The organism is Variovorax sp. dw_954 (genome assembly GCF_018449755.1).
Taxonomy (GTDB): Bacteria; Pseudomonadota; Gammaproteobacteria; order Burkholderiales; family Burkholderiaceae_C; genus Variovorax.
Genome location: NZ_JAAVVD010000017.1, coordinates 54,994 through 79,528 on the forward strand (window position 1 = coordinate 54,994; position 24,535 = coordinate 79,528).

A 24,535-nucleotide genomic window follows, 5' to 3' on the forward strand; every position below is an offset into this window, starting at 1 on the left:
GCTTCGCCTCAGGCGAGGGCGCTGATCTTGGACATCAACTCTGCCGCAACGACGGGCTTGACGATGTAGTCCTTCGCCCCCTGGCGCATGCCCCATACGCGGTCCGTTTCCTGGTTCTTGCTCGTGCACAGGATGATCGGCAGGTTCTCGTACTTCGGGTTGCGTGCGATGGCGCGCGTCAACTGGAAGCCGTTCTGGCCGGGCATCACCACGTCCATCAGGATCAGGTCGGGACGCTCTTCTTCGAGGCGGCGCATGGCGTCGTCGGCGTTCTCCGCCGTCTTCACGGCAAAGCCGTTCTTCTGCAACATGTCGGAGAGGAACATCAGTTCCGTCTTCGAGTCGTCAACCACGAGTACTTTGTGAATGGCCATCAGAGGGCTTCCGTTTGAACGAGGCCGAACTGCTGCACGGCTTGCAGCAGCTGGTCTTTGGTGAAAGGCTTGGTGAGGTAGTCCTGCGAGCCGACCATGCGACCGCGCGCCTTGTCGAACACGCCGTCCTTGGAGGACAGCATGACGACCGGCACGGAGGAGAACTGGGCGTTGCGCTTGATGATGGCGCAGGTCTGATATCCGTCGAGGCGAGGCATCAGGATGTCGCAGAAGATCAGGTGCGGCTTGTGGTCGTTGACCTTGGAGAGTGCATCGAATCCGTCTTCGGCCAACAGCACTTCGTGGCCACCCTGCTTGAGGAAGATCTCGGCGCTGCGCCGAATCGTGTTGCTGTCATCAATCACCAGCACTTTGTAACCGGATGCATGGGTGCTCATGGCGCACGCTCCTCATATAGAGACTTCGATCAATACCGCGCCGATACGTTCGGCGCTTCATGAAGCGCAGCCCTATGCCATGCTTCAGATTTCAACCATTTCAAAGTCTTCCTTGCGAGCGCCACACTCCGGGCAAGTCCAATTCATGGGGACCTCAGCCCAGGCTGTACCAGCCGCAATACCGTCCTCCGGCACCCCTGTCGCTTCGTCGTAGATCCACCCGCAAATCAGGCACATCCAGGTTTTCGTATTCATCGCAGCTTAAAGTCCCTGTTCATAGAATGCAACGATTGTATCTAGACGTTTCACAGTTCCCTGTGACAAGCGTCTCACTTATGCCACCATCGAGGTGACTCACCACGGCGCATGAAAACTTACCTATTACCTTCACGAGCCGCGAGTGATGCGGCCGATCTTACCGGGGCCTCCGACGACGAAAACCTGGCGTCGGAGGAGGACCTCAACCCGCCCTGCGTGCTGGTCTTCAATGCCAGCGATCCCAGTGGCGCCGGCGGCCTCGCCGGCGATGCGCTGGCGATGGCATCGGTCGGTGCGCACATGCTCCCCGTGGTCACCGGCGCCTACGCACGCGACACCGCGGAAATCTTCGAGCACTTCCCTTTTGACGAAGAGGCCGTTGCCGAACAAGCCCGCGCCATTCTTGAGGACGTGGAGGTGCGACTGATCAAGGTCGGTTTCGTCGGCACCCCCGAGAACCTCAGCACGATTGCGGAAACTGCCAGCGACTATCCCGATCTGCCGCTGGTTGCCTACATGCCCAACCTTTCATGGTGGGAAGAAAACCAGATCGAGCCCTATCACGATGCCTTCCGCGACCTGCTGCTGCCGCAGACCACGGTGTTGGTCGGCAACCACAGCACGCTGTGGCGTTGGCTGCTCCCCGACTGGACCGGTGATCGCAGCCCCACGGCACGTGACATTGCCCGGGCTGCTGGCGAACACGGCGTGCCTTACACGCTCGTGACGGGCATCGTACTGCCCGACCAGTTTTTCGACAACGTATTGGCCTCGCCGCAAGCCGTCCTGGCCAACGAGAAATACGAAAGGCTCGAAGCCGTGTTCTCGGGCGCGGGCGATACCTTGTCGGCCGCGCTGGCCGCGCTGCTTGCGAGCGGCACCGACCTCACCGCCGCCACCGCCGAGGCGCTGAGCTACATGGACCGCTGCCTCGACGCCGGCTTCCGCCCCGGCATGGGCCACGTGCTGCCGGACCGGCTGTTCTGGGCGCAGACCGAGGAAGACGATGAGGAAGATGGCGACGCGGGTCCCGCAGATCCGATCGACTTCGCATTGCCGCCGCACGATACGCGGCACTGACACCCGCTCGCGCCGCAAGGGCGAGAATCCACGCCCATGACTGACCGCAACGACATACTTTTCGAGCGCGCCCGCGCCGTGATTCCTGGTGGCGTGAATTCACCCGTCCGAGCCTTCAAGGCCGTGGGCGGCACGCCCCGCTTCATCACCCGCGCGCAGGGCGCGTACTTCTGGGATGCGGACGGCAAGCGCTATATCGACTACATCGGCTCCTGGGGTCCGATGATCCTGGGGCATGGCCATCCGGCCGTGGTCGAGGCGGTGCAGAAGGCCGTGCTCGAAGGCTTCTCGTATGGGGCGCCCACCGAACGCGAGATCGAACTGGCCGAGGCCATCCTCGCGCTGGTGCCCTCGATGGAAATGGTGCGCCTCGTGAGTTCCGGCACAGAGGCTGCGATGAGCGCGCTGCGCCTGGCGCGGGGCGCCACCGGCCGCAAGTACATCATCAAGTTCGAAGGCTGCTATCACGGCCATGCCGATGCGCTGCTGGTCAAGGCCGGCTCCGGCCTCGCGACCTTCGGCAACCCGACCTCCGCGGGCGTGCCGCCAGAAGTCGTGCAACACACGCTGGTCCTCGAATACAACAACCTCGCGCAACTGGAAGAAGCCTTTGCGTTGCACGGCCACGAGTTGGCCTGCCTGATGATCGAGGCCATTGCGGGCAACATGAACTTTGTGCGCGCCACGCCCGAGTTCGCCAGGCGCTGCCGCGAGTTGTGCACGCAGCATGGCGCGCTGCTGGTGTTCGACGAGGTGATGACGGGCTTTCGCGTGGGCCTGCATGGCGCACAAGGCGTGCTCGGCATCACGCCGGACCTCACGGTGCTCGGCAAGGTCATCGGCGGCGGCATGCCGCTCGCGGCCTTCGGCGGACCGCGCGCCATCATGGAGCAATTGGCCCCGCTCGGCCCGGTCTACCAGGCCGGCACGCTCTCCGGCAACCCGGTGGCCACGGCCTGCGGCCTCGCGACGCTCAAGGAAATCGCCAAGCCCGGCTTCTATGAAGCACTGGGCTTGAAGACGCGCTCATTGATCGACGGCCTGAAGTCCGCCGCCGCGGCCGAAGGCCTGCCCTTCAGCGCCGACAGCGAAGGCGGCATGTTCGGCTTCTTCCTGTTCGACGAATTGCCGCAGAACTACGCCGCGGTGATGACCACCGACAACAAGAAGTTCAACACCCTGTTCCACGGCCTGCTCGACCGTGGCGTCTACATCGCGCCCGCGTTGTATGAGGCCGGCTTCGTGAGCGCCGCGCACAGCGACGAAGACATCGCCGCCACCGTCGAAGCGGCACGCGAGACCTTCAAGGCGCTGTAAGCGCGCCCCTCACAGCAGAGGACGCACCGTCCGAGACTGGCGCAAAAACTTCGCCGAGCGGCGTAGCGAGCGGTTGCAGGGCAAGGCGAACGCAGCGCAGGGACCGGAACGTACTCAAGTACGTGAGGATCCCGAGCAGCGGCTCAACGCCGCCCTGCGACCGCGCAGTAGCCGAGCGGCGAAGTTTCAGTGCCTGAAGTGGCGAACGCCGCTCAGGACCATCACGACGCCACGCTCATCCGCAGCATCGATCACTTCCTGGTCGCGCATCGACCCACCTGGCTGAATCACAGCCGTCGCACCCGCATCGACAACGACATCGAGTCCATCGCGGAACGGAAAGAACGCATCGCTCGCCACCGCGGTGCCTGCCAGCGACAGCCCCGCATGCTCGGCCTTGATGCTGGCGATGCGCGCCGAGTCGAGCCGGCTCATCTGGCCCGCGCCGACACCCATCGTCATGCCGCCCGCACAGAAGACGATGGCGTTGCTCTTCACGTACTTGGCGACCTTCCAGGCGAACAGCAGGTCCTGCAACTGCTCGGCCGTCGGCTGCTTCTTGCTGACCACCTTGAGTTCGCTTTCCGCGAGCACGCGGTTGTCCGCCGTCTGCATCAAGAGACCCGAGCCGATGCGCTTCACATCCACCGCGTTGCGCCCGTTGTCCCAATCCGTCGCGCCGCCAGGCGGCAAGGCGATCTCGAGAATGCGCACGTTGAGCTTGGCCTTGGTGGCCTTGAACACTTCCAGCGCTTCCGGCGTGTAGCCCGGCGCCATCAGCACTTCGACGAACTGCTTGTTGATCTCCTGCGCGGCCGCGACATCCACCGTACGGTTGAAGGCAATGATGCCGCCGAAGGCCGAGGTCGGATCGGTCTTGAAGGCCTTCGAATAGGCCTCGAGCGAATTCGCGCCGATGGCCACGCCGCACGGGTTTGCGTGCTTGACGATCACGCAGGCCGGCACGTCGAAGCTCTTGACGCATTCCCAGGCCGCGTCGGCATCGGCGATGTTGTTGTAGCTGAGTTCCTTGCCCTGCAACTGCTTCGCGCTCACGAGCGAGCCTGGCGCCGGGTACAGGTCGCGATAGAACGCGGCTTGCTGGTGCGGGTTCTCCCCGTAGCGCAGGTCCTGCAGCTTGATGAAGCGGCCGTTGCTCTGCGCCGGGAACAGCGAGCGCCTCGGCGATGGCTGGCCCACGCTGGCGTCGAAGTCGATGCCCGAGAGGTAGTCGCTGATGGCGCCGTCGTAGTCGGCGATGCGATTGAACGCGGCCACCGACAACGTGAACTTCGTCTTGTCGCTGAGCTTGCCGTCGGCCTTCAGTTCGGCCAGCGCGCCCGGGTATTGCGAGGCGTCGGTGAGCACGCCGACGTCCTTCCAGTTCTTGGCCGCGCTGCGCACCATGGCCGGGCCGCCGATGTCGATGTTCTCGATGGCGTCCTCCAGCGTGCAGCCGGTCTTGGCTACCGTGGCTTCGAAAGGGTAGAGGTTCACCACCAGCAGGTCGATGGTGTCGATGCCGTGCTCCTGGATGGCGGCCACGTGCGCTGGCACATCGCGGCGCGCGAGCAGGCCACCATGGATCTTGGGATGCAGCGTCTTCACGCGGCCATCGAGCATTTCCGGAAAGCCGGTGTGGTCGGCCACCTCGGTCACCGGCAGGCCGGCATCGGCCAGCAATTTTGCGGTGCCACCGGTGGAGAGGAGTCGGATGCCGAGTGCGTCGAGCGCTTGCGCGAATTCGAGGATGCCGGTCTTGTCGGAAACGGAAAGCAGTGCGGTCAGTGCCATGAATCAGGTTTGGTTGTTATTTGAGGAGCTTGTGCTCGACAAGCTTTTTCCGCAGCGTGTTGCGGTTGAGACCCAGCCATTGCGCGGCGCGCGACTGGTTGCCTTCGGCGCGTGTCATCACCACGTCGAGCAGCGGTTTCTCCACCACCTGCACGATCATGTCGTACACGCCGTCAGGCTCGGTGCCGCGCAAATCGCGAAAGTAGGTCTCCAGACTGCTGCGCACGCAGTCTTCAATTTGTTTTTTGCTCATGTCGGGGTTCTCTTCTTCTCACTCATCCGGCGGCAGTGGCCGCCTCCTCGTCCGGGAGCAGATCTTCGTCCGCGCCCCGGGCTGGCATGCGGTCCGTGTGGACCGCAAGCGCATCAAAAAAGTCCGCGACCGCACGCAGTTGCAAGGCGCAGTCGTCGAGGGTGTTCATGTGGGCGCGGAAGGCTTCGCCCCCCGGCAGCGCGCGCACATACCAGCCGATGTGCTTGCGCGCGGTGCGCACACCGCTGAACTCGCCGTAGAGCGCGTAGTGCGCCTGCAGGTGGTCGAGCATCAGGCGCCGCACTTCCGCGACGAGCGGCGGCGCGAGTTCGCTGCCCGTGGCCAGGTAGTGCGCGATCTCGCGAAAGATCCATGGCCGTCCTTGCGCAGCGCGTCCGACCATCACCGCATCCGCGCCAGTGAGCGCCAACACATCGCGCGCCTTTTGCGGTGACGTGATGTCGCCGTTGGCCACCACCGGCACACGCACCGCGGCCTTGACCGCCGCGATGGTGTCGTACTCGGCGTCGCCCTTGTAGCCCTGCTCGCGCGTGCGTCCATGCACGGTGAGCATCTGCACGCCGGCCGCTTCGAAATCGCGCGCCAGCTTGACCGCGTTGCGATGGTCCGCACTCCAGCCGGTGCGCATCTTCAGGGTCACCGGCACGCCATGCGGCGCCGCCGCATCGACCACTGCCTGCACGATTTCCAGCGCCAGCGGCTCGTCGCGCATCAATGCGGAACCGGCCCACTTGTTGCAGACCTTCTTGGCCGGACATCCCATGTTGATGTCGATGACCTGCGCGCCGCGGTCGATGTTGTAGGCGGTGGCCTCCGCCATCATGGCCGCTTCGGTACCGGCAATCTGCACTGCGATCGGGCCGGGCTCGCCCTCATGGTTGGCGCGGCGCGAGGTCTTGAGCGTGTTCCACAACTCCTTGCGCGAGGTCACCATTTCGCTCACCGCGTAGCCCGCCCCCAGTTCGCGGCACAGCATGCGGAACGGCCGGTCGGTCACGCCGGCCATGGGCGCGACGAACAGGCGGTTTTCCAGCGCGATAGGGCCGATCTGCATGGTGGGAGGAGGAAGGGGAGCGAGCGGGGGCTGCTGAAAAATGAGGCACGATTGTACTGGCGCTCGATTTCAGAGACTGAAACAGAATGCGCCGTCATGGCTATCGTTCATTCGCTTGACATGCGCATCTCGCGTTTTCCCACACGCCGATATTGCGACACGTTCCTATACTCCTGCGCACATGCAAGCATGGTTCGACTCCCTCCTCGCGTTGCTGGCGCTTCCGCAGTACGGCCTGTCGTCGCTGTTTTTTGTTTCGTTCGTTTCGGCTACGTTGTTGCCGCTGGGCTCGGAGCCCGCGCTGTTCGGATTGCTCAGGCTCAGCCCCGACATGTTCTGGCCCGCGATCTTCGTGGCGACCGCAGGCAACACGCTGGGCGGCGCGGTCGACTGGTGGATGGGTTACGGCGCGCACGAGATTGCAGATAAGTACTCACACTCCAAGCATCACGTGCGCGTGCTGGGCTGGCTCGAAAGGCTGGGGCCCAAGGCCTGCCTGCTCGCCTGGTTGCCGCTTGTCGGCGACCCGCTCTGCGCCGTGGCCGGGTGGCTCAAGCTGCCGTTCTGGCCATGCGTCTTCTACATGGCCATCGGCAAGTTTGCGCGCTACCTGACGATGACGGTGGCCCTCTTGTATATCTGGCCGAGCTGAGTTCAGCTCAACTCAACAGTCCGTAAGGCCCGCCGCGCTCCAGCGCACGCTGGTACGCCGGGCGCGCGTGAATGCGTTCAAGGAACGCCATCAACTTCGGCCTCGATGCATCCAGCCCGCCGCGCGCTTTGGCGGCTTCAACGGGAAAGCTCATCTGGATGTCCGCACCGGTCAACGCATCGCCAGCAAACCATTCACTCTTGCCCAATTCGCCTTCCATGAAGTCGAGATGGGCTGCGATGTTCGGCATGACGAACCGGCTCTTCGCCTTGTCGGCAATGCCCTTCGCGATCGGCTTGGCGAAGAAGGGCATGTCGCTGCTCTCGATCCGATCGAAGACCAGCTTCATCAGCAGCGGAGACATGGCCGAGCCTTCGGCGAAGTGCAGCCAATAGCGGTAGCGCACTGCCTCCGGTGAACCTGCCACCGGCGCCAACCTGCCCTGGCCGAAGCGCTCGATGATCGTCTCGATGATCGCGCCCGATTCGGCCAGCACCAGGCCGTCGTCAGTGGTCACTACAGGCGACTTGCCCAGCGGATGCACCTTGCTCAGTTCGGGCGGCGCGAGCATCGTCTTCGCATCGCGCTGGTAGTGCACGATCTCGTACGGAAGGCCGAGTTCCTCGAGCAGCCAGAGGACGCGTTGCGAGCGCGAGTTGTTGAGGTGATGGACGGTGAGCATGGACGGGGGCCTGATGGGACGGCGCAGTCTATGTCAGCGTGTGCCGAAGCGCTCGCCGACGCGATGAACGGTGCACCGCTACCATCGATGCCACACGCGGCATTCCGGTCGCATCACCCTGCGCCCTCATGGATCGCCCGTCGACTCTCTACAACGCATCGGCCGATGCACTCACGCCCCGCGGCCGCCGCGCCCTCGCCGCAATCATGGTGGCCGTTCTGCTGGCCACGCTCGACACGGCCATCGCCAACACCGCCCTGCCCGCGATCGCGGCCGACTTGCTGGCCGCGCCGGCGGCCTCGGTCTGGGTCATCAACGCCTACCAGCTCGCGATGGTCGCGACCATCCTGCCGCTCGCGGCGCTGGGCGACATCGTGGGGCACCGGCGCATCTACATCGGCGGGCTCGCGATCTTCACGCTCGCCTCGCTGGCCTGCGCGCTCGCCACCACGCTGCCTGCACTCGCGGCCGCACGCGCGCTGCAGGGCCTCGGCGCCAGCGGAATCATGAGCGTGAATGCCGCACTGCTGCGCTTCATCTATCCGCCGCATCGGCTCGGCCGCGGCGTGGGCCTCAATGCGCTGGTGGTGGGCATCGGCTTCGCGGTCGGGCCGAGCGTGGCCTCGCTGGTGCTGAGCGTTGCGCCATGGCCGTGGCTGTTCGGCATCAACGTGCCGCTCGGCATTGCAGCGCTGGCGGTCGCCATGCCGTCTCTGCCGGCCTCGCCGCGCGGCACGCACGGCTTCGACAAGCTCGCGGCCGTCTACAACGTGGTGGCCTTCACGGCGCTGATCCTCGCATTGGGTTCGGCCGCGCAGCGCGAGCCGATGGGCTGGTGGCTGGGCGCGCTCGCGGTGGCATTGGTGTTCGGCATGCTGCTGGTGCGACGCGAGCATGGCCGGCCCTCGCCGATCCTGCCGGTCGATTTGTTCCGACGCCCAGCCTTCGCGCTGTCGTCGATCACCTCGGTCTGCACCTTTGCCGCGCAGGGGCTGGCTTTCGTCTCTCTACCGTTCTACTTCGAAGGCGTGCTGCATCGCAACCAGGTCGACACGGGTTTCCTGATGTCGCCGTGGTCGCTGGTGGTGGCCTTTGCCGCGCCGCTCGCGGGCCGGCTCGCCGACCACTATCCGCCGGGGATGCTGGGTGGCATCGGCCTCGCCGTGCTGAGCGCGGGCATGGTCTCGCTGGCGCTGCTGCCGGCCGACCCCAGCGTGCTCGACATCGCGATCCGCATGGCGATCTGCGGCGCGGGCTTCGGCTTCTTCCAGGCACCCAACCTGCGCGCCCTCATGTCGGCCGCACCGCCCGAGCGTGCCGGCGGTGCGAGCGGGACCATCGCCACTTCACGCTTGCTGGGCCAGGCCACGGGCGCCGCATTGACCGCGCTGTGCTTCAGCCTGGCCGGCGTGCACGGCGCAACGAATGCGCTGTGGCTGGGCGCGGCCTTCGCGGCGGTGGCGAGCGTGACCAGCGGCTTGCGGCTGGTCGTCGCCAAATAGAAGAAAGCGGCCCTGCGAACGAGGCCGCAATCGCATCAAGGGCTGAACAGGAAGTTCATCACGTCGCCATCCTTGACGACGTATTCCTTGCCTTCGCTGCGCATCTTGCCCGCGTCCTTCGCGCCCTGCTCGCCCTTGAAGGCGATGTAGTCGTCGAAGGCGATGGTCTGGGCGCGGATGTAGCCCTTCTCGAAATCGCCGTGGATCACGCCGGCGGCTTGCGGGCCGGTGTCGCCGATGTGGATGGTCCAGGCGCGCACTTCCTTCACGCCGGCGGTGAAGTAGGTCTGCAGGCCCAGCAGCTTGAACGCGGCGCGGATTAGGCGGTTGAGGCCCGGCTCGTCCTGGCCGATCTCGGCAAGGAACATCTTCTTGTCCTCGTCGTCCATGTCGGCGAGTTCGGCTTCGATCTTGGCGCAGATGGCGACGACGGGCGCGCCCTGCCTGGCGGCATATTCGCGCAGGCGGTCGAGGTAGGGGTTGTTATCGAAGCCGGTCTCCGACACGTTGCCTACGAACATCGCCGGCTTCGCCGTGATCAGCGTGAAGGACTTGACCAGCGGCATCTCTTCCTTCGAGAACTCGAGCGCGCGCACCGGGATGTTCTCGTTCAACGCCTTCTGGCAGCGCTCCAGCAGGCCGACTAGCTTCTGCGCGTCCTTGTCGCCCGAACGCGCCACCTTGGTGTGGCGGTGCAAGGCCTTCTCGACCGTCGAGAGGTCGGCCAGGCAGAGCTCGGTCTGGATCACTTCGATGTCGGAGATCGGGTCGACCTTGCCGGCCACGTGGATCACGTTGTCGTCGTCGAAGCAGCGCACCACGTTGACCGTGGCATCGGTCTCGCGGATGTGGGCGAGAAACTTGTTGCCCAGACCTTCGCCGGTGCTCGCACCCGCCACGAGGCCTGCGATGTCGACGAACTCGACGATGGCCGGCACGATGCGCTCGGGCTTGACGATCGCGCTGAGCTGCGCCAGGCGCGGGTCAGGCACTTCCACCACGCCGGTGTTCGGCTCGATGGTGCAGAAGGGATAGTTTTCCGCCGCGATGCCTGCCTTGGTCAATGCGTTGAAAAGGGTGGACTTGCCGACGTTCGGCAAGCCGACGATGCCGCACTGGAGACTCATGGCGGGGTTCTTTCAGGGAATCTGGGGAGCCGGCGATTTTAGCGGCCGGGGCATTGGGCACGTTACGGCTATTCGAAGCGGTAGTTGGCCGCGACAGGCTGGCCGACCTTCAGCATGTAATCGATGCCTTGCAGCACGATCGCGTTCATGCCGAAGGTGACCGCACCGTCGACGCGCGCATTCTGCCGGTAGGTGCGCAACATGTCGCCCACCTCGGGGCTGCTGATGGCGGTCTTGGGATCGATGTCGGGCATCGGGCAGCGCGGACAGGGCTTGACCGGCTGCAGCAGCGCCTCGCCCTCGCCCGTCGCGATGTGCATGGTCTCCAGGCGGTCCTCGTCCTGTGCCTCGACACCGGCCAGCACGATGTTGGGCCGGAACCGTTCCATGACGACTGCCTCGTGGCCCTCGGCGACCAGCTTCTCGTTGAGCTCCGCCAGCGACGCCTCGCTCGCCACCAGCAACGCAAAGCCATCGGCAAACTGGTTCTGGGCCTCGACACCATCGGTCCACTTCAGGCTGGAGATGCGCTTGTGCTCTGGGTCGAAGCGCACCAGGCGCAGCTTCTGCGGCTTTCCGGGCTCCGAGAGGAAATCGCTGAACCACTGGGCCGCGACGTCGCCCATGTCGTAGGCCGCCACCTCGTCGCTCCACACCCGCACGCGCATCGGCTGCTCGACCCGGTCGTAGGCGACGTGCAGCGCCAGCATGCCGGGGGCGCGCAGCACCATCTCGAACTGCTTGAGCTTGGGCTGGATCAGCGCCATCCGGGGCAGTTCCCGCTGCGAGACGAACTCGCCCCCGGCGTCGACCACCATCCAGGCGCGGTCGAACTCCAGGCCGGTTTCGGTCAGCAGCACTTCCGGCAGGTCCACCCCGGCACAAGACTTGACCGGGTAGACGAGAAGACGGGCGATGGTGGCCTGGAGATCGAAGGCGGCAGATGTCACGAATGGATCCTTGGGGAAGAAGCGGGATTCTCCCGCAGTCCACGCCGCCCAGCCCCAACTCCTACAATCCCGCGATGGCTCTTCCCCCCGAGGTTTGCATTCGCGGCGCCGGCATCGTCGGCCGCACACTGGCGCTTCTGCTCGCGCGCGAGCGCGTGCGCGTAGCCCTCGTCGCGCCGGCGACCCGCTCGAGCCAGGACGACGTGCGCGCCTATGCGCTCAATACCGCCTCGCGCACCATGCTCGAATCGCTGCGCGCCTGGCCCGACGATGCGCACGCTACCGCCGTGCGCGAGATGCAGGTGCATGGCGACGACGGCGGGCGCGTGCAGTTCGATGCGCAGCGCCAGAAGGTCGACGCGCTGGCCTGGATCGTCGATGTGCCCGCGCTGGAACGCCAGCTGGCCGATGCCGTGCGCTTCCAGCCCATGATCGACGTGCGTGAAACTCCGGTCCCGGCCGCACTGACCGTGGTCTGCGAAGGCAAGGGCAGCGCGACGCGCGAGGGCCTGGGTGTGCGCTATGAGGTCACCCGCTACCCGCAGCACGCCATTGCGGCCCGCCTCGAAGCCGAGCGCCCGCACGATGGCATGGCCCGCCAATGGTTCAACGACAAGGGCGAGGTGCTGGCCTTGCTGCCCCTCGGCGGCGCGGCCGGCCGGCAGGTGGCGCTGGTGTGGTCGGTCGACCAGTTCCGCGCGCCCGAACTGATGGCGCAGGACGCCGCCCAGTTCGCGGCGGCGTTGGGCCAGGCCACGCGCAACGCCCTCGGCGCCCTCACGCTCACCAGCGAACGCGCCGCCTGGCCGCTGCAGCGCGCCATGGCCGACCGCTGGACCGGCGCCTTCCCGGACGGCAAGTCCTGGGCCCTGGCCGGCGATGCCGCACACACCGTGCACCCGCTGGCCGGCCAGGGCCTGAACCTCGGCCTGGCCGACGCCGCCGCACTGGCCGGCGTCCTCAAAGACCGCGAATACTGGCGCAGCGTGGGGGACCCGCGCCTGCTGCGCCGCTACGAACGCGCCCGCCGTGCCGACGTGCTGGCGATGAGCCTCACCACCGACGGTCTCCAGCAACTTTTTTCGCAGACCGTGGATCCAATCCCCACGTTGCGCAACTGGGGCATGCGCGGCTTCAACCAGACCCAACTGCTCAAGAACTGGATCGCCCGGCAGGCCATGGGCCTTCGCTGATCCACCAACAAGTCCAACCATGATGAAGCTCGCTCGCAACCTCCTCGCTACCCTGGCCTTCGGCAGTGTTCTTGCCGTCACGCTGCAGGCACACGCCGGCGAAGCCGAGATCCGCAAGAACCTGGCCGCACGCATCCCGCAATTCGCCAAGATCGACGAGATCACCAAGTCGCCGATGCCGGGCCTCTTCGAAGTGCGCATCAACGGCTTCGAGATCTTCTACACCGACGCCGACGGCAACTACTTGCTGCAGGGCAACCTGATCGACGTGAAGGCGCGCCGCAACCTGACCGAGGAGCGCGTCGAGAAGCTCAGCGAAGTCGCCTTCGACAAGCTGCCCGTCAACGACGCCTTCAAGATCGTGCGCGGCAACGGCAAGCGCAAGCTGGCGGTGTTCGAGGACCCGAACTGCGGCTACTGCAAGCACTTCGAGCGCGACATGAAGAACGTCGACAACGTCACCGTCTACCTGTTCCTCTACCCGGTCCTGGGCCCGGATTCGACCGTCAAGTCGAAGAACATCTGGTGCAGCAAGGACAAGGCGAAGAGCTGGAACGACTGGATGTCCGGCGAGGTCAAGCCGCAGGACGCACCCGCCAACTGCGACACGGCGGCGCTTGAGCGCAACGTCGCCTTCGGCCGCAAGTACAACATCACGGGCACGCCCACGCTTATCTTTGCGGACGGCACGCGCGCACCGGGCGCCATTCCGGCAGCCCAGGTCGAGAAACAACTCGCCGCGGCCAATTGATGGCGCCGGCCGTTGCCACCCCGCGCCGCAAAGCGCCGGCGCTGCGCTACCGCGTCGAATGCGCCGACCGCCACGCGCACCTGTTCGCCATCACGCTCACCATCGACAGCCCGGCCGCGCTGCAGCGCGTGTCGCTGCCGGTGTGGATACCGGGCAGCTACCTGGTCCGCGAATTCGCCAAGAACCTGCAGAAGCTGAGCGCATCGCAAGGCCGCCGCGCGCTGGCCATTCAGCAGCTCGACAAGCACAGCTGGCAAGTCGACTGCGCCGCCGGCAAGACGCTCGTGCTGCGCTACGAGGTCTGTGCCTACGACCATTCGGTGCGCACCGCCTGGCTCGATGCCGACCGCGGCTTCTTCAATGGCACCAGCCTTTGCCTGCGTGTCGAGGGGCAGACCGAAAACCCGCACGGCATCGAGATCGTCGCGCCCGAACCCGTGCCCGGCGGCGCACAGTGGTCCTGCGCCACCGCCCTGCACGGCGTGGTGACCGACGCCCAGGGTTTCGGCCTGCATTGGGCCGCCAACTACGACGAACTGGCCGACTCGCCGGTCGAGATGGGCGCCTTCTGGAGCGCCGACTTCAGCGTCTGCGGCGTGCCGCATTGCTTCGTGGTCGCTGGCGCCACCGCATCCTTCGACGGCGACAAGCTGATCGCCGACACCCGCGCCATCTGCGAGACCGAGATGCGCTTCTGGCATGGCGACAAGGTCGGCAAGCGCGGCGGTCCGAGCGCGCCTTTCGACCGCTACGTGTTCATGCTGAACGCCGTCGACGACGGCTACGGCGGCCTCGAGCATCGCCATTCCACCGCGCTGATCTGCACCCGCCGCGACCTGCCGCAACTCGAAGCCCGCAAGCAGCCCGAGGGCTACACCACGCTGCTGGGCCTGATCAGCCACGAGTACTTCCACACGTGGAACGTGAAGCGCCTGCGACCCGCGGAATTCGCGCGCTACGACTACGGGCAAGAGAACCACACCGAACTGCTCTGGCTCTTCGAAGGCTTCACCAGCTACTACGACGACCTGCTGCTGCGCCGCGCGGAACGCATCGACAACGCGGGCTACCTGAGGCTCATCAACAAGACCATCAACGGCGTGCTGCAGTCTCCCGGGCGCTTGGTGCAGTCGGTGGCGCAGGCCAGCTTCGATGCCTGGATCAAGTACTACCGGCAAGACGAGCAGACGCCCAACAGCACCATCAGCTACTACACCAAGGGCTCGCTGGTCGCACTGTGCTTCGACCTCACGCTGCGCCGCGAAGGCAATGGCTCGCTCGACGATGTGATGCGGCTGTTGTGGAACGTGAGCGCGGGCGGCCCGATCACCGAGGCCGACTTCGCCAGCGCGTTGCTGGCCATCGGCGGCCGCACCTTCGACGAGGAGATGGCAGCCTGGGTGCATGGCACCGACGAGCTGCCCCTGTCGGAGTTGCTGCGCGCACACGGCGTGGCCGCGCTCGACGACCCGTCGCAGCGCGCGCAGGAACTGGGCCTGCGCGTCAGCGAGACGAACGGCAGCGTGCAAGTGAAGGTCGTGCTGCGCGGCGGCGCGGCCGAGCAGGCCGGCTTCGCAGCCAACGACGAATGGCTCGGCATCGAAGTGCCCGCGAAAAAGGGCCACCCCGCGCAGGCCTGGCGCATCACCAAGCTGGACGACCTGGCGCTCTACCTCGGTCCGCAGAAGAAGATGACGGCGATCGTCGCGCGCGACCGGCGCATCCTGCGGCTGCCGCTCACGCTGCCGACGGGGTTGACGACCTGGCGCCTGTTCGCGCAAGACCCCGCGCTGCTCGCGGCCTGGCTCGTGGACTGACCCGCTTCAGCTCGTGCGACCGGCCACGGCCAGCGCGAACACGAGCACGCCGAGGACGAGATTCAACGCGACCAGCATGCGGATCAAGTGAAGCCGCTTGGCCGCGGCAGGCCACTCCCTGACCGCGATTGCGCGCCGCAGCTTCGGATAGATGCCAAAGCGGATGTGGCCATACACGGCCATCATCACCAACCCGATTCCAAGCATCGCATGCACGTTCCAGCGCGCCGCGCCCATGCCGCCTGCGAACGTGATCATCACGAAGCCGCTCAGCAGCAACAGCACGATCGCCACGTTCACCCCCACGAAGAAACGCCCCAGCGCCGCGGCCAGCATCGGCAGGCGCAACGGCGGCTCCAGCACGGCCACCGCCGCGGGGCGTACGGCAAAGTGCATCACCGCCATTCCGCCCACCCAGAAGGCGGCCGAGGCCAGGTGAAGGAACAACAGCACGGCGCTTATCAAGCTCATCGGGGCACCTCTTGCAGAGCGTCGAGTGTGCACCGCGCGGGCTGCCCCGTCTCGCTATAGTCGTTCGATCCCGCTTTCCCCATTCCCTCCCATTCCTCCCCATCCCAACGGAGACCACCATGAGCTACGAGAACATCGAAGTGCGCACCGAGGCCGGCACAGTCGGCATCATCACGCTGAACCGTCCCAAGGCGCTCAACGCACTCAACGATGCATTGATGACCGAACTGGGCAGCGCACTCAAGGCCTTCGATGCCGACGAAGCCATCGGCTGCATCATCGTCACCGGCAGCGAGCGCGCCTTTGCGGCGGGCGCCGACATCCGCGCCATGGCCAGCTACAGCTTCGCCGACGTCTACAAGGGCGACTTCATCACCCGCAACTGGGAAATCATCCGCTCGATCCGCAAGCCCGTGATCGCCGCGGTGGCCGGCTTTGCGCTCGGCGGCGGCTGCGAGCTGGCGATGATGTGCGACTTCATCATCGCGGCGGACAACGCGAAGTTCGGCCAGCCCGAGATCAAGATCGGCGTGATCCCCGGCGCCGGCGGCACGCAGCGCCTGCCGCGCGCGGTCGGCAAGAGCAAGGCGATGGACATGGCGCTCACCGCCCGCATGATGGACGCGGCCGAGGCCGAACGCGCCGGCCTGGTCAGCCGCGTGGTGCCCCTCGACAAGCTGGCCGACGAGGCGCTCGGCGCGGCGCTGGTCATTGCGGGCTTCTCGCGCATAGCGGTGATGGCGGCCAAGGAGTCGGTCAACCGCGCCTTCGAAAGTGGCCTCAGCGACGGCGTGATGTTCGAGCGCCGACTGTTCCATTCGCTGTTCGCGACCAACGACCAGAAGGAAGGCATGGACGCGTTCGTGAACAAGCGCGAGCCGACGTTCACGCACACCTGATTCGCACGGCCGGCGCGTAAGGGGTGCAGCGCCCCGGCAAACTGACCCGGGCTCGCTGCTGCGGGGACGGTGACTGGAGGTCGGGTCGCACAGTCCGACGGCGGCCCCGGTCTTATTGCCGGGGCAACGGAGCGGAGTCGGTGTTCGGCGCCTCCGGTTCGGCAGATTGGGCGGCTGGCGGCGCTACAGATTGAGCGGCCGGTGCGGCCGCTCGCGCGGGTTGCGCGGGTTGCGCGGACGGCGCGGTCGGTTGCGCGGGCGGCACAGTCGCGGGGGCAGGCGCCGATTGATTCGACGCAGGCGGCGCCGGGGCAGTCGCGTCGCGCAGCGCCTCGCGCAAGCCATCGAGCGCGCCTTCCGGCGGCTGGCCGGTGGCCGGCGCCGATCCGCCCTCGCGCCAGCGCACCTCGCCACGCGCCAGTTCGAACTGCGCCAGCGGCTTGCCATTGCGCTCCAGCATGACGCGCCATTCCACCTTGTTGCGCAGGGGCTGCGGCCCCACGGCTGCCAATGCTGCGGACCCCATCAGCGTGCCGAGTTCGCCCGCTTCGCCGCGCGTGTAGGTCCGGCTCTCGCCATGCGGGCCGATCACCGTCATGCGGGTCCACTGGCCCAGCGCCGCGAAGGTCGGCGGCTCGCCGGCCTCCGTGCGCACCGGCGACGATGGGGCGGCCCCGGGAGCGATGCTCGCTGCAGCATTGGGAGCCGCCCCAGATGGGGACATGGCCTGCTTCGATGCGCCGGCCTGTAGCGGTGGGGGCGCCATGGCTGCTGGCGGCGTTGGCGCTGGCGCGGCGGCCGCGAATTCGTCGCGTGTGCGCGCATTGCGGCGGTCCGCAGCGGCCGCAGGCGCCGCACCGGAAAGCGCGCGTTCGTCCGCGCGCCGGGACCCGGTGGTCGGCGGCGCGACCGGCGAGGGGCTGGGTGGGCGAGCAGCGCCGGTTCCGGGGAAGGGGATCGGCACCGCCTTGCTGGCAATTTCCTGCGCCTCGCGCTCCGCCTCCTGCGCCTTTCTCAAGGCGGCCTCGATCTCGATGTCGCGCGCTGTCGGCTGCGGAAATGCCAGGCGCGCCGGGGGCTGCTCCGGCGGCAATTCACGCGCCGGAGACATGGTCGGCGGCAATGCGATTTGCGATCCACCTGCGCTGGCGGACGCATCCGCCGCTGGCGCGCTGGGCTCGTCCTTTGCGGCTGCAGGTGCGGCGGGGGCAGCAGGGGTAGCGGGCGCGACAGTACTCAAGGACGGGGCTGTGGGCGCCTGGCTGTCGAGCTGCGGGCCCGGCACGGGCTGACGCTGCCACAGCACACCCACGAGGACGGCGACCAGCACCGTCGCGAAGGCCGCGCGCCATGGCCCACGGGATTTGGCGGGTGCGCCCAAGCCGAGCAGTTGGCGCCACCAGGACCGGTCCAGCGACTCGGTCACCTCCGCGTCGCTCGGCCCGACGGCCTCGTGCGCCATCTGGCGAATGGTCCTGCGCAGGTGGAAACCGGGCACGGCGGCATGGTCCGGCGCGTTTTCAAGCGCACGGCGCAGTGCCGGATCGGGCAGGTCGTCGTCCTCGGGCATGGCGTACTTGTCGTTCATGTCGCGCGCCCCAGTGCAGACAGGTAGCGCTCCATGCAGACGCGCAGTTTCTGCAAGCCGTAGCGCAACCGGCTGCGCACGGTCTCGAAGCCGACGTCCAGGCTGAGGGACATCGCCTCGATGGTGAAGCCCTCCTCCTGCTGCAGCAGGAAGGCGGCGCGTTGTTCGTCTGGCAGTTCGTCCAGGCAGGCCAGCAGGCGGCGACCGGCCGCGCGCCAGAAGGCAATGTCCTCGGTGGATGGATGCTGCGCAGCATCGGCGCGCAGCACGCCGCGGCTGAACAATACGCCCGCCTCCAGCCCGTCGCCGTCCTCGTCGTGGGCATAGAACGACACCTCGCGGCCGCTCAGGCGGAGGCGATCCATTGCCAGGTTGTGCGCGAGGGTGAAGGCCCAGGTCCGCCAGCTGGCGCGCTCCGGCGAAAAACTCGCCCGCGCCTTGACGATCCGCTCCCAGGTTTCCTGGAACACCTCGTCGACCTCCGAGGACAGGCGCACGCCCATCAAGCGGCGCACGAACCGGTACAGCCCGCTCTCGTGGCGGGCGTACAACGCATCGAACGCGGTCCGGTCGCCACCGACGTAGGCAAGCATCAACTGGTCGTCCGGCACCGGGGCATCGGCGCTGGGGGCGTTTTCGGTGTTTTCGGCACGGACGGAGGAGACCGGTGGCATGAAGTGATTCTCACCCGGCCTTGTACGGACGGCGGGACCGGTCGGGGCTGCGGATATTTGTAACAAGCGATCCCCAGCACAAGCCGTCCGGGCAGGCTCCCCTCCGGGCTCGAGAGCCAAAGCCGCATCGACCCAAAAGGGGCTGCAAAGTCGGGCTATAATGCGAGGCTCGGCTCTTTAGCTCAGTCGGTTAGAGCGATGGAATCATAATCCACAGGTCCGCGGTTCGAATCCGTGAAGAGCCACCATCCAACAAAAGCCCGCTATCCATTTGGTAGCGGGCTTTTTGCATGGGTCTCGACCACCGGCGCGCCGGCCGGTCCAAGCTTTTTCGTAAGTAAACGTCACAAAACCCTTAAACTGTTGCAGGCAAGGGAGCGCGTCGCCTGCACGTCACTGGGTCGGGCACCCGGGGCAGCGAGCACACGCGATGGTCGTCCGGCTCACACGGACAGCAGTCAGTTGGTGTTTCAGAAGAAGAACCATGAAGTATTTGCTTTGGGCCCTTGCGCTGGCGTGCGCAGGCTCGGCGTCCGCCCAGGAGCGGATCTGGCGGTGCGGGAACGAATTCATCAACGACCCGCATATCGCGCGGCAGCGGGGGTGCAGGGATACCGGGCTGGGCAAGTCGTCGACGAAGCAGCCCTCGGCGATGACGGTGCCGGTCGATGACGATGGCCACTATCGGGTGCGGGGCACGGTCAACGGCCAGCCCGCGGTATTCCTGGTGGACACCGGCGCAACCTTCGTCGGCATCTCGGACGACCTCGCGCGTCGCGCCAACCTGCAAGGAGGCGCGCCGGTACAGTTCCAGACCGCCAACGGTGTCCAGGCCAGCCGCGTCGTCGAAGGCGTCAATGTGATGGCGGGGTCGCTCGGCGTGCCCAACGGCGTCAAGGTCGCTGTGGGCACAATCGGCCTGGGCAACGACGTCCTGCTCGGGCAGAGTTTCCTGTCGCACTTCGAGATCACGATGAACGGCAAGCAGATGGTGATTCGAAACAGGACTGACTGACACTGGCGCCAGGGAGGCGACGAAAAACATTCAAAACGGTTCACCCGATCCGGCACGGCGAACGGGAAATTACACCGAATACTCACGATGCAGCCAAGTCGTCCGAGAGGGTTGCTTCGCGCGGCGAGACTTGTGCCACTTCCCGCCACATCTGCCTTCGGAGGGCGCTGCGACTGACTTCCAGCAACCGCATCGCAATGCGTTCGCTTGCCCCCGCATGGGTAGCAACGAAGCTATCGTTGCGCCGGTTGCGAATCGCTTCATCGGCCGGGACGCGATAGAGCGAGGTTGCCTTCGGGACATAGGCAAACGTGTTTCGACAGGCGTAGAGATTCCACAGCACCCAGTCTTCCAGCGCGTCCAGATCTAGTTCAAATCCCCCGCGCTCGAGGTAAAGCCTGCGCTCGAACAAGAGCGACTGGATTGCGATGTAGTTGTAGTTGCGCAGGGCCCGGCCATCGAATGGCTGCCGATGTGCCGGATGCATCACATATGCAGCCTCACGATAGTGCTCCGATGGGGAGGATGGATAGTGGGTCAGCACCTCTATCGCCGGGGAATAAGCGGCTACGGCGCCGGGCGCCTCGCCCAGTGCCTGCGCAAGCACTTCGACGTGGTCTGCGAACAGCAGATCGTCATCGTCGAGAAACACACACCAGCGCCCTCGCGCTGCCGCAAGCCCCGCATTGCCTGCCGCTGACCGCCCCGCCTTGCCGATCGCGAAATAGCGAATCGTGCGTCCAGTCACGCTTGCCACCTCATCGACGATCGAGCGCAGCGACTCCGAACCGTCCTCCACGACGACATGCTCGATCTCCGGATAGGTCTGGTGTGCGACCGACAGCATGGCCTGGCGGAGAAATCGGTCTCGACCGCGATAGGTTCGCGTGATGACGCTCACTAGCGGGCGATTGGCTGGCAGCGGTCCCGATTCAACGAAAGCGCCATCGCGCACCCGCTCGTAGTCCCATCCGCGAAACGGGAATGCGCATTGGCTGGCCTTGCGTTGACACAGCACTGTGGGCGCCCTGGCCAGCAGACGCAGGAGGTTCTTGAACACGGCGCGTCGCGCGCCCGGGAAGGTTTGGGTCATTGCCAACAGGGCGAGTCCCATGCCGGGCACGTGGCGCAGGCTTTCGCGGCTGCCGTACTTCACGCGAAGGTAGAGGCTGGCAAAAGTGCTGCCCGTGAACTGCAGCGGCTTGACCTGGCCCGCCGACTCGTAGCTGTAGTGCATGACCACTGCTGCCGGGCAGTAGCGAAGCAAGCCGCCCCGCTGCCTCAAGCGATACGACAACTCCACGTCCTCGCCATACATGAACAGTGCAGGGTCGTAGCCTCCCGCCGCATCGAACGCGCTCCGGCGCAACAACACACACGCATGGCTGTTCCACGTGGTCGTTCCGGTCACAGGATCGTAGACCTTGGGGTGCTCGTATGGCTTCTGCCTGAACTCCCACGCGACGGCGCGCGCGGCGTCGGCTGCCGCCATCGCGACGACGCGAGACAGCGCATCAGGCACAAACTCGAGGTCGATGTTCGCCACCAGGCAGAACTCCGCCGAGCCGCCCGCGAGGCCGGCATTGTGCCCGGCCCCGAAGCCAAGGTTGGGGCGCTCGATCAAGTCGACCGTCATGCCGAGATGCCGCAGGCGCGGGAACACCTCCTGCAATCTGCACGGAGTGCCATCGGTCGACTGGTTGTCGACGAATCGCAGATGGATCCGGACTTTTGGATAGTCGAGCGCCTCCAGGCTGTCGACAAAACTGTCGATCCAGCGCTTGCTGTTGAACGTCACGACGCTCATGTCCACGCGCGGCCATTCCGCTGGCGCGGGGGCCGTCATCGGATCGGCGAATACAGGCCCCGAGGTCAACTCGTTGCGCTCATCGACGAGCGCATCGGATGCGGCCCGATTGAAGGCGTCGTCGGCCCTTGTCCCGGCTGCGAGAATCATCCGGCCTCGTATGCGCTCGACCATGCCGCGCGCCGCCCCTCGCGCTCTGGATCGCCAGCCTTTCAGGCGTTGCCCGGCATCGCGAAAGCGGCCGCGTGCGATCAATCCTGCGAGCCGTACGGGCGCGGTGATGCGCCAGGAACCACTGCGTCGAAGCGCTGCGACCTGTGCCGCCTGCGCATCTCGCTGGTCGGTCAACATTCGCACCTCTGCGTCGCGGATCGCGAGTTTTTCGTCCAGCAAGGCGGCCTGTTCGATCAGCGCATCGACGATGTCGGGCGCGGGGTTCGCCAATCGCTGGCTGCCTCCCTGCATTGCCGCCTGCTGTTCCAGTCGCTGCCCCAATATCTCGAAAATTTCTTGCGCGTGGTCGAGCGCCTCGGCGGCCCCGACGCCTTCAGCCAGTTCCCGAAGCGGTTCAGGCACTCGCGCACCGACCAGCAGCACGCCCAGCCCGTTGGCGTGCGTGAAAGCAAAGCCCGGGAATCGCGCAAGCAGTTCTTCCCATAGCCTGGACGCTCCGGCGTTGGAACGACGAACTTCAATGTTGCTCAACAACACGACGCTGCGGTCGGACAACTTGGGCAACCATGCCTCGAACGAAACCAAGGCCTCGTCACTGGCGTGCAATCGACCGATATGGAGCAGATCGACGCTGCCGTCGCGCAACCGCGTCAGCGCCTGCGCGTCCCCCTTGGGCACCGCAAAGGTACGCGTCGATAGCGCCTGTTCCGCGACAGCCTGACAAAAAGTGTTGAAGGCGTTGCCGGATCGGAGCCCGAGCTCCACAAGCACGGAAGGGCGTAATGCACCAACGACCCACGATGCGAAAGGTATGTGGCCGACCCACGCGCACGGCCAGACCAAGCGCGCAGGCTCGATCAGCGATGCCCTGTCGAGCAATTTCATTGTTCTCTCCCTGACTCGATCCGCAAGCGTCGTGCATGCCGGCTGCGGATCACTGGCAATCCAGAAACAGCAAGGCAAATGTGGCGCCGCTCTGCCTCCCTGAGCCGGCAATTCTCGTTTACAAATGCAGGCCGCAGAAGCGACGGGGCGCACTGGAAAGGGAATTTGGGTTCAGGCCAGACTTGCCGCGCCCTATCGTCGACGCAAGCCTCGGAACCGATGCACTGGGCGGGCGCGAGAGAGCGCCCGATTGGGGCCGGCTAGGAGTCCGCGCGGCAGAAGCGTGACGAACGCGTGATGGCTTGGTAGATTGCGATCCCATGCCCGCAAGCTACCTGCCCTATGAGCCGCAGCAGCAACGACTGCTTCCCGATGCACTGCAAGACTGGTTGCCCGAAGGGCACTTGGCGTATTTCATCAGCGACAGCGTCGACAGTCTTGATCTGAGCGCGTTCCACGCCCGGTATGCCAAGGGCGGCCCGCGCAACCAGCCGTTCCACCCAGCCATGATGGTCAAGGTGCTCATCTACGGCTACGCGACGGGCACCTTCAGCTCGCGCAAGCTGGCGGCCAAGCTCCATGAAGACCTTGCGCTGCGCGTGCTGGCCGCAGACAACTACCCCGCGCATCGCACGCTCTCGGACTTCCGGGCGCTGCACCTGGAGGAACTGGCCGCCCTGTTCGTGCAGGTGGTGCGCCTGGCGCGCGAGTGCGGCCTGGTCAAGCTGGGCACGGTGGCCGTGGACGGCACCAAGCTCAAGGCGAATGCGAGCCGTCACAAGGCCATGAGCTATGACCGCATGGTCAAGGCCGAGGCCGAACTCAAGGCGCAGATCGAGGGCCTGCTCAATCGCGCCAAGGCGGCCGACGACCTGGAGAAAAACGAGCCCGATCTGGACATTCCCGGCGAGATCAAACGCAGGACTGACCGGCTGGCCGCGATCACCGCGGCCAAGCTGCGGCTGGAGCAACGCCAGCGAGAAGCCGATGCGGCCCGCGGGCGCAGCAAGGACGATGAGCGCAAGCCCCGAGACAAGGATGGCAAGCCCAAGCGAGGCAGGCAATTCAGTCGCGACTTCGGCGTTCCCAAGGACAGCGCCCAGGAGAGCTTCACCGATCCGGACAGTCGCGTCATGAAACGCGCGGGCGGGGGCTACGACTACAGCTACAACGCCCACATCGCGGTGGACGAGACGGCGCAGATCGTGGTGGTCGCAGAGCTCACCAACAACGCGTCCGATGGTGAGCGACTGCCGGCGATGCTGGCGGGCGTGAAGGCCAACCTGGGCGAGGATGCCCGGCAGGTTCTGGCCGATGCCGGGTTCCGCTCGGAGGCCGTGTTCGAGCAGTTCAAGGATGGAGCGAGCGAGCTGATCGTGGCATTGGGCCGGGAGGGTAAGCAGGCGGTGGCGATCGACGCCGAAAAGTACCCACGCACCGCGGCGATGGAAGCCAAGTTCAAGACGCCAGAAACACAGGCGGCGTACCGAAAGAGGAAGTGGATCGTGGAGGCGCCCAACGGGTGGATCAAGAGCGTGCTGGGCTTCCGGCAGTTCAGCGTGCGGGGGCTGAAGAAGGTCGAAGCCGAGTTCAAGCTCGTGTGCATGGCGCTGAATCTGAGGAGGATGTGCGCATTGCGCGCTGCCTAAGAGGCATCGAAGGCCCAAAGGCACTCGCAGACAAGAACATCAGGGCGACTCGACAGTCGCATCAACGCTTGCGTTGGGGCGCTGGAGTCATTGAGTTGAAGGGCCACTTCGTGGCGACATAAATCGCGCGCCATCGCCGGCATCAAAACG

General features: G+C 65.8%; 23 protein-coding genes and 1 tRNA gene. 11 read left to right on the forward strand and 13 right to left on the reverse strand.

The annotated features are described in order from the left end of the window. Window positions 1-8: 8 nt before the first annotated feature. From HB681_RS23835 to HB681_RS23845, 3 genes are all read right to left on the reverse strand, one after another. Window positions 9-374 carry a response regulator gene (locus tag HB681_RS23835; RefSeq protein WP_213957351.1) on the reverse strand — a complete coding sequence of 122 codons (366 nt, stop codon included), beginning with the start codon at window positions 372-374 and terminating at the stop codon, window positions 9-11. After that, window positions 374-772, reverse strand: a complete 399-nt coding sequence (locus HB681_RS23840; RefSeq protein WP_213957352.1) for a response regulator — start codon at window positions 770-772, stop codon at window positions 374-376. The genes HB681_RS23835 and HB681_RS23840 overlap by 1 nt, the downstream gene beginning before the upstream one ends. A gap of 84 nt (window positions 773-856) precedes the next feature. Further along, window positions 857-1,027, reverse strand: a complete 171-nt coding sequence (locus tag HB681_RS23845; protein ID WP_213957353.1) for a rubredoxin — start codon at window positions 1,025-1,027, stop codon at window positions 857-859. Between the two features lie 111 nt (window positions 1,028-1,138). On the opposite strand from HB681_RS23845, the gene HB681_RS23850 reads away from it, so the two are divergent. Both HB681_RS23850 and hemL read left to right on the forward strand, forming a co-directional pair. Then, entirely contained in the window at window positions 1,139-2,110 is a 972-nt protein-coding gene (locus tag HB681_RS23850; RefSeq protein WP_213957354.1) for a bifunctional hydroxymethylpyrimidine kinase/phosphomethylpyrimidine kinase, read from the forward strand. Between the two features lie 36 nt (window positions 2,111-2,146). Continuing rightward, window positions 2,147-3,427, forward strand: coding sequence for a glutamate-1-semialdehyde 2,1-aminomutase (gene hemL, locus HB681_RS23855; RefSeq protein ID WP_213957355.1), 1,281 nt, complete (start codon window positions 2,147-2,149; stop codon window positions 3,425-3,427). Between the two features lie 186 nt (window positions 3,428-3,613). Here the strand turns inward: hemL and purH are convergent, their stop codons facing one another. The 3 genes from purH to dusB are packed head-to-tail and all read right to left on the reverse strand — an operon-like array spanning window position 3,614 to window position 6,549. After that, entirely contained in the window at window positions 3,614-5,221 is a 1,608-nt protein-coding gene (gene purH, locus HB681_RS23860) for a bifunctional phosphoribosylaminoimidazolecarboxamide formyltransferase/IMP cyclohydrolase (RefSeq protein WP_213957356.1), read from the reverse strand. Window positions 5,222-5,237: 16 nt separating this feature from the next. After that, the gene (locus HB681_RS23865; protein WP_213957357.1) at window positions 5,238-5,474 is read right to left on the reverse strand and encodes a Fis family transcriptional regulator; all 237 of its coding nucleotides are present in this window, start codon (window positions 5,472-5,474) and stop codon (window positions 5,238-5,240) included. Window positions 5,475-5,496: 22 nt separating this feature from the next. Further along, window positions 5,497-6,549: a tRNA dihydrouridine synthase DusB gene (gene dusB, locus HB681_RS23870; RefSeq protein WP_213957358.1), complete on the reverse strand. Its 1,053-nt coding sequence runs from the start codon at window positions 6,547-6,549 to the stop codon at window positions 5,497-5,499. A 181-nt stretch (window positions 6,550-6,730) separates the two neighbouring features. Between dusB and HB681_RS23875 the strand changes: the two genes are divergently transcribed. After that, window positions 6,731-7,201: a YqaA family protein gene (locus HB681_RS23875; protein WP_213957359.1), complete on the forward strand. Its 471-nt coding sequence runs from the start codon at window positions 6,731-6,733 to the stop codon at window positions 7,199-7,201. A gap of 7 nt (window positions 7,202-7,208) precedes the next feature. On the opposite strand, the gene HB681_RS23880 is transcribed toward HB681_RS23875, so the two are convergent. Further along, on the reverse strand, window positions 7,209-7,883 hold the full coding sequence (locus HB681_RS23880; protein WP_213957360.1) for a glutathione S-transferase: 675 nt from the start codon (window positions 7,881-7,883) through the stop codon (window positions 7,209-7,211). A 128-nt stretch (window positions 7,884-8,011) separates the two neighbouring features. Here HB681_RS23880 and HB681_RS23885 point away from each other — a divergent pair, with 128 nt between their 5' ends. Continuing rightward, on the forward strand, window positions 8,012-9,385 hold the full coding sequence (locus HB681_RS23885) for an MFS transporter (protein ID WP_213957361.1): 1,374 nt from the start codon (window positions 8,012-8,014) through the stop codon (window positions 9,383-9,385). 35 nt (window positions 9,386-9,420) lie between these two features. Here HB681_RS23885 and ychF read toward each other — a convergent pair whose 3' ends face one another. Together ychF and HB681_RS23895 are read right to left on the reverse strand one after the other, a co-directional pair. Next, the gene (gene ychF, locus HB681_RS23890) at window positions 9,421-10,512 is read right to left on the reverse strand and encodes a redox-regulated ATPase YchF (RefSeq protein ID WP_213957362.1); all 1,092 of its coding nucleotides are present in this window, start codon (window positions 10,510-10,512) and stop codon (window positions 9,421-9,423) included. 68 nt (window positions 10,513-10,580) lie between these two features. Further along, window positions 10,581-11,462 carry an MOSC N-terminal beta barrel domain-containing protein gene (locus HB681_RS23895; RefSeq protein WP_213957363.1) on the reverse strand — a complete coding sequence of 294 codons (882 nt, stop codon included), beginning with the start codon at window positions 11,460-11,462 and terminating at the stop codon, window positions 10,581-10,583. A gap of 74 nt (window positions 11,463-11,536) precedes the next feature. Here HB681_RS23895 and HB681_RS23900 point away from each other — a divergent pair, with 74 nt between their 5' ends. From HB681_RS23900 to HB681_RS23910, 3 genes are read left to right on the forward strand one after another with little or no spacing between them, the layout of a single operon-like run. Beyond that, on the forward strand, window positions 11,537-12,655 hold the full coding sequence (locus tag HB681_RS23900) for an FAD-dependent monooxygenase (RefSeq protein ID WP_213957364.1): 1,119 nt from the start codon (window positions 11,537-11,539) through the stop codon (window positions 12,653-12,655). Between the two features lie 22 nt (window positions 12,656-12,677). Beyond that, window positions 12,678-13,406, forward strand: a complete 729-nt coding sequence (locus HB681_RS23905; RefSeq protein ID WP_213957469.1) for a DsbC family protein — start codon at window positions 12,678-12,680, stop codon at window positions 13,404-13,406. Then, the gene (locus tag HB681_RS23910) at window positions 13,406-15,223 is read left to right on the forward strand and encodes a peptidase M61 (RefSeq protein ID WP_213957365.1); all 1,818 of its coding nucleotides are present in this window, start codon (window positions 13,406-13,408) and stop codon (window positions 15,221-15,223) included. The genes HB681_RS23905 and HB681_RS23910 overlap by 1 nt, the downstream gene beginning before the upstream one ends. Before the next feature lie 6 nt (window positions 15,224-15,229). Here the strand turns inward: HB681_RS23910 and HB681_RS23915 are convergent, their stop codons facing one another. Then, a complete protein-coding gene (locus HB681_RS23915; protein ID WP_213957366.1) occupies window positions 15,230-15,694 on the reverse strand; it encodes a CopD family protein in 465 nt (154 codons plus the stop codon). 119 nt (window positions 15,695-15,813) lie between these two features. On the opposite strand from HB681_RS23915, the gene HB681_RS23920 reads away from it, so the two are divergent. Further along, window positions 15,814-16,593: an enoyl-CoA hydratase gene (locus HB681_RS23920; protein ID WP_213957367.1), complete on the forward strand. Its 780-nt coding sequence runs from the start codon at window positions 15,814-15,816 to the stop codon at window positions 16,591-16,593. 112 nt (window positions 16,594-16,705) lie between these two features. Here HB681_RS23920 and HB681_RS23925 read toward each other — a convergent pair whose 3' ends face one another. Both HB681_RS23925 and HB681_RS23930 read right to left on the reverse strand, forming a co-directional pair. After that, complete coding sequence (locus HB681_RS23925; protein WP_213957368.1) at window positions 16,706-18,181, reverse strand: hypothetical protein; 1,476 nt, start codon at window positions 18,179-18,181, stop codon at window positions 16,706-16,708. Then, entirely contained in the window at window positions 18,178-18,792 is a 615-nt protein-coding gene (locus tag HB681_RS23930; RefSeq protein ID WP_345944733.1) for a sigma-70 family RNA polymerase sigma factor, read from the reverse strand. Before HB681_RS23930 ends, HB681_RS23925 begins: the two co-directional genes overlap by 4 nt. A 234-nt stretch (window positions 18,793-19,026) precedes the next feature. Between HB681_RS23930 and HB681_RS23935 the strand changes: the two genes are divergently transcribed. Both HB681_RS23935 and HB681_RS23940 read left to right on the forward strand, forming a co-directional pair. Beyond that, window positions 19,027-19,103, forward strand: a tRNA-Met gene (locus HB681_RS23935). Window positions 19,104-19,339: 236 nt separating this feature from the next. Beyond that, the gene (locus HB681_RS23940) at window positions 19,340-19,870 is read left to right on the forward strand and encodes a retropepsin-like aspartic protease (RefSeq protein WP_213957370.1); all 531 of its coding nucleotides are present in this window, start codon (window positions 19,340-19,342) and stop codon (window positions 19,868-19,870) included. A gap of 82 nt (window positions 19,871-19,952) precedes the next feature. On the opposite strand, the gene HB681_RS23945 is transcribed toward HB681_RS23940, so the two are convergent. Continuing rightward, window positions 19,953-22,736 (reverse strand): glycosyltransferase, encoded by a 2,784-nt coding sequence (locus HB681_RS23945; protein ID WP_213957371.1) that lies wholly within the window; start codon window positions 22,734-22,736, stop codon window positions 19,953-19,955. A 320-nt stretch (window positions 22,737-23,056) separates the two neighbouring features. Here HB681_RS23945 and HB681_RS23950 point away from each other — a divergent pair, with 320 nt between their 5' ends. Further along, entirely contained in the window at window positions 23,057-24,385 is a 1,329-nt protein-coding gene (locus HB681_RS23950) for an IS1182 family transposase (protein ID WP_213957372.1), read from the forward strand. Window positions 24,386-24,535 lie beyond the last annotated feature (150 nt).

What these genes read in the sequence shown, in the direction of transcription:
- hemL (WP_213957355.1), top strand. Translation starts at nt 2,147, where the DNA reads ATGACTGACCGCAACGACATACTTTTCGAGCGCGCCCGCGCCGTGATT.
- ychF (WP_213957362.1), bottom strand. Translation starts at nt 10,512, where the DNA reads ATGAGTCTCCAGTGCGGCATCGTCGGCTTGCCGAACGTCGGCAAGTCC.
- HB681_RS23885 (WP_213957361.1), top strand. Translation starts at nt 8,012, where the DNA reads ATGGATCGCCCGTCGACTCTCTACAACGCATCGGCCGATGCACTCACG.
- HB681_RS23865 (WP_213957357.1), bottom strand. Translation starts at nt 5,474, where the DNA reads ATGAGCAAAAAACAAATTGAAGACTGCGTGCGCAGCAGTCTGGAGACC.
- HB681_RS23905 (WP_213957469.1), top strand. Translation starts at nt 12,678, where the DNA reads ATGAAGCTCGCTCGCAACCTCCTCGCTACCCTGGCCTTCGGCAGTGTT.
- HB681_RS23915 (WP_213957366.1), bottom strand. Translation starts at nt 15,694, where the DNA reads ATGAGCTTGATAAGCGCCGTGCTGTTGTTCCTTCACCTGGCCTCGGCC.
- HB681_RS23945 (WP_213957371.1), bottom strand. Translation starts at nt 22,736, where the DNA reads ATGAAATTGCTCGACAGGGCATCGCTGATCGAGCCTGCGCGCTTGGTC.
- HB681_RS23910 (WP_213957365.1), top strand. Translation starts at nt 13,406, where the DNA reads ATGGCGCCGGCCGTTGCCACCCCGCGCCGCAAAGCGCCGGCGCTGCGC.
- HB681_RS23850 (WP_213957354.1), top strand. Translation starts at nt 1,139, where the DNA reads ATGAAAACTTACCTATTACCTTCACGAGCCGCGAGTGATGCGGCCGAT.
- HB681_RS23950 (WP_213957372.1), top strand. Translation starts at nt 23,057, where the DNA reads ATGCCCGCAAGCTACCTGCCCTATGAGCCGCAGCAGCAACGACTGCTT.
- HB681_RS23880 (WP_213957360.1), bottom strand. Translation starts at nt 7,883, where the DNA reads ATGCTCACCGTCCATCACCTCAACAACTCGCGCTCGCAACGCGTCCTC.
- HB681_RS23940 (WP_213957370.1), top strand. Translation starts at nt 19,340, where the DNA reads ATGAAGTATTTGCTTTGGGCCCTTGCGCTGGCGTGCGCAGGCTCGGCG.
- HB681_RS23920 (WP_213957367.1), top strand. Translation starts at nt 15,814, where the DNA reads ATGAGCTACGAGAACATCGAAGTGCGCACCGAGGCCGGCACAGTCGGC.
- dusB (WP_213957358.1), bottom strand. Translation starts at nt 6,549, where the DNA reads ATGCAGATCGGCCCTATCGCGCTGGAAAACCGCCTGTTCGTCGCGCCC.
- purH (WP_213957356.1), bottom strand. Translation starts at nt 5,221, where the DNA reads ATGGCACTGACCGCACTGCTTTCCGTTTCCGACAAGACCGGCATCCTC.
- HB681_RS23875 (WP_213957359.1), top strand. Translation starts at nt 6,731, where the DNA reads ATGCAAGCATGGTTCGACTCCCTCCTCGCGTTGCTGGCGCTTCCGCAG.
- HB681_RS23840 (WP_213957352.1), bottom strand. Translation starts at nt 772, where the DNA reads ATGAGCACCCATGCATCCGGTTACAAAGTGCTGGTGATTGATGACAGC.
- HB681_RS23845 (WP_213957353.1), bottom strand. Translation starts at nt 1,027, where the DNA reads ATGAATACGAAAACCTGGATGTGCCTGATTTGCGGGTGGATCTACGAC.
- HB681_RS23925 (WP_213957368.1), bottom strand. Translation starts at nt 18,181, where the DNA reads ATGAACGACAAGTACGCCATGCCCGAGGACGACGACCTGCCCGATCCG.
- HB681_RS23835 (WP_213957351.1), bottom strand. Translation starts at nt 374, where the DNA reads ATGGCCATTCACAAAGTACTCGTGGTTGACGACTCGAAGACGGAACTG.
- HB681_RS23900 (WP_213957364.1), top strand. Translation starts at nt 11,537, where the DNA reads ATGGCTCTTCCCCCCGAGGTTTGCATTCGCGGCGCCGGCATCGTCGGC.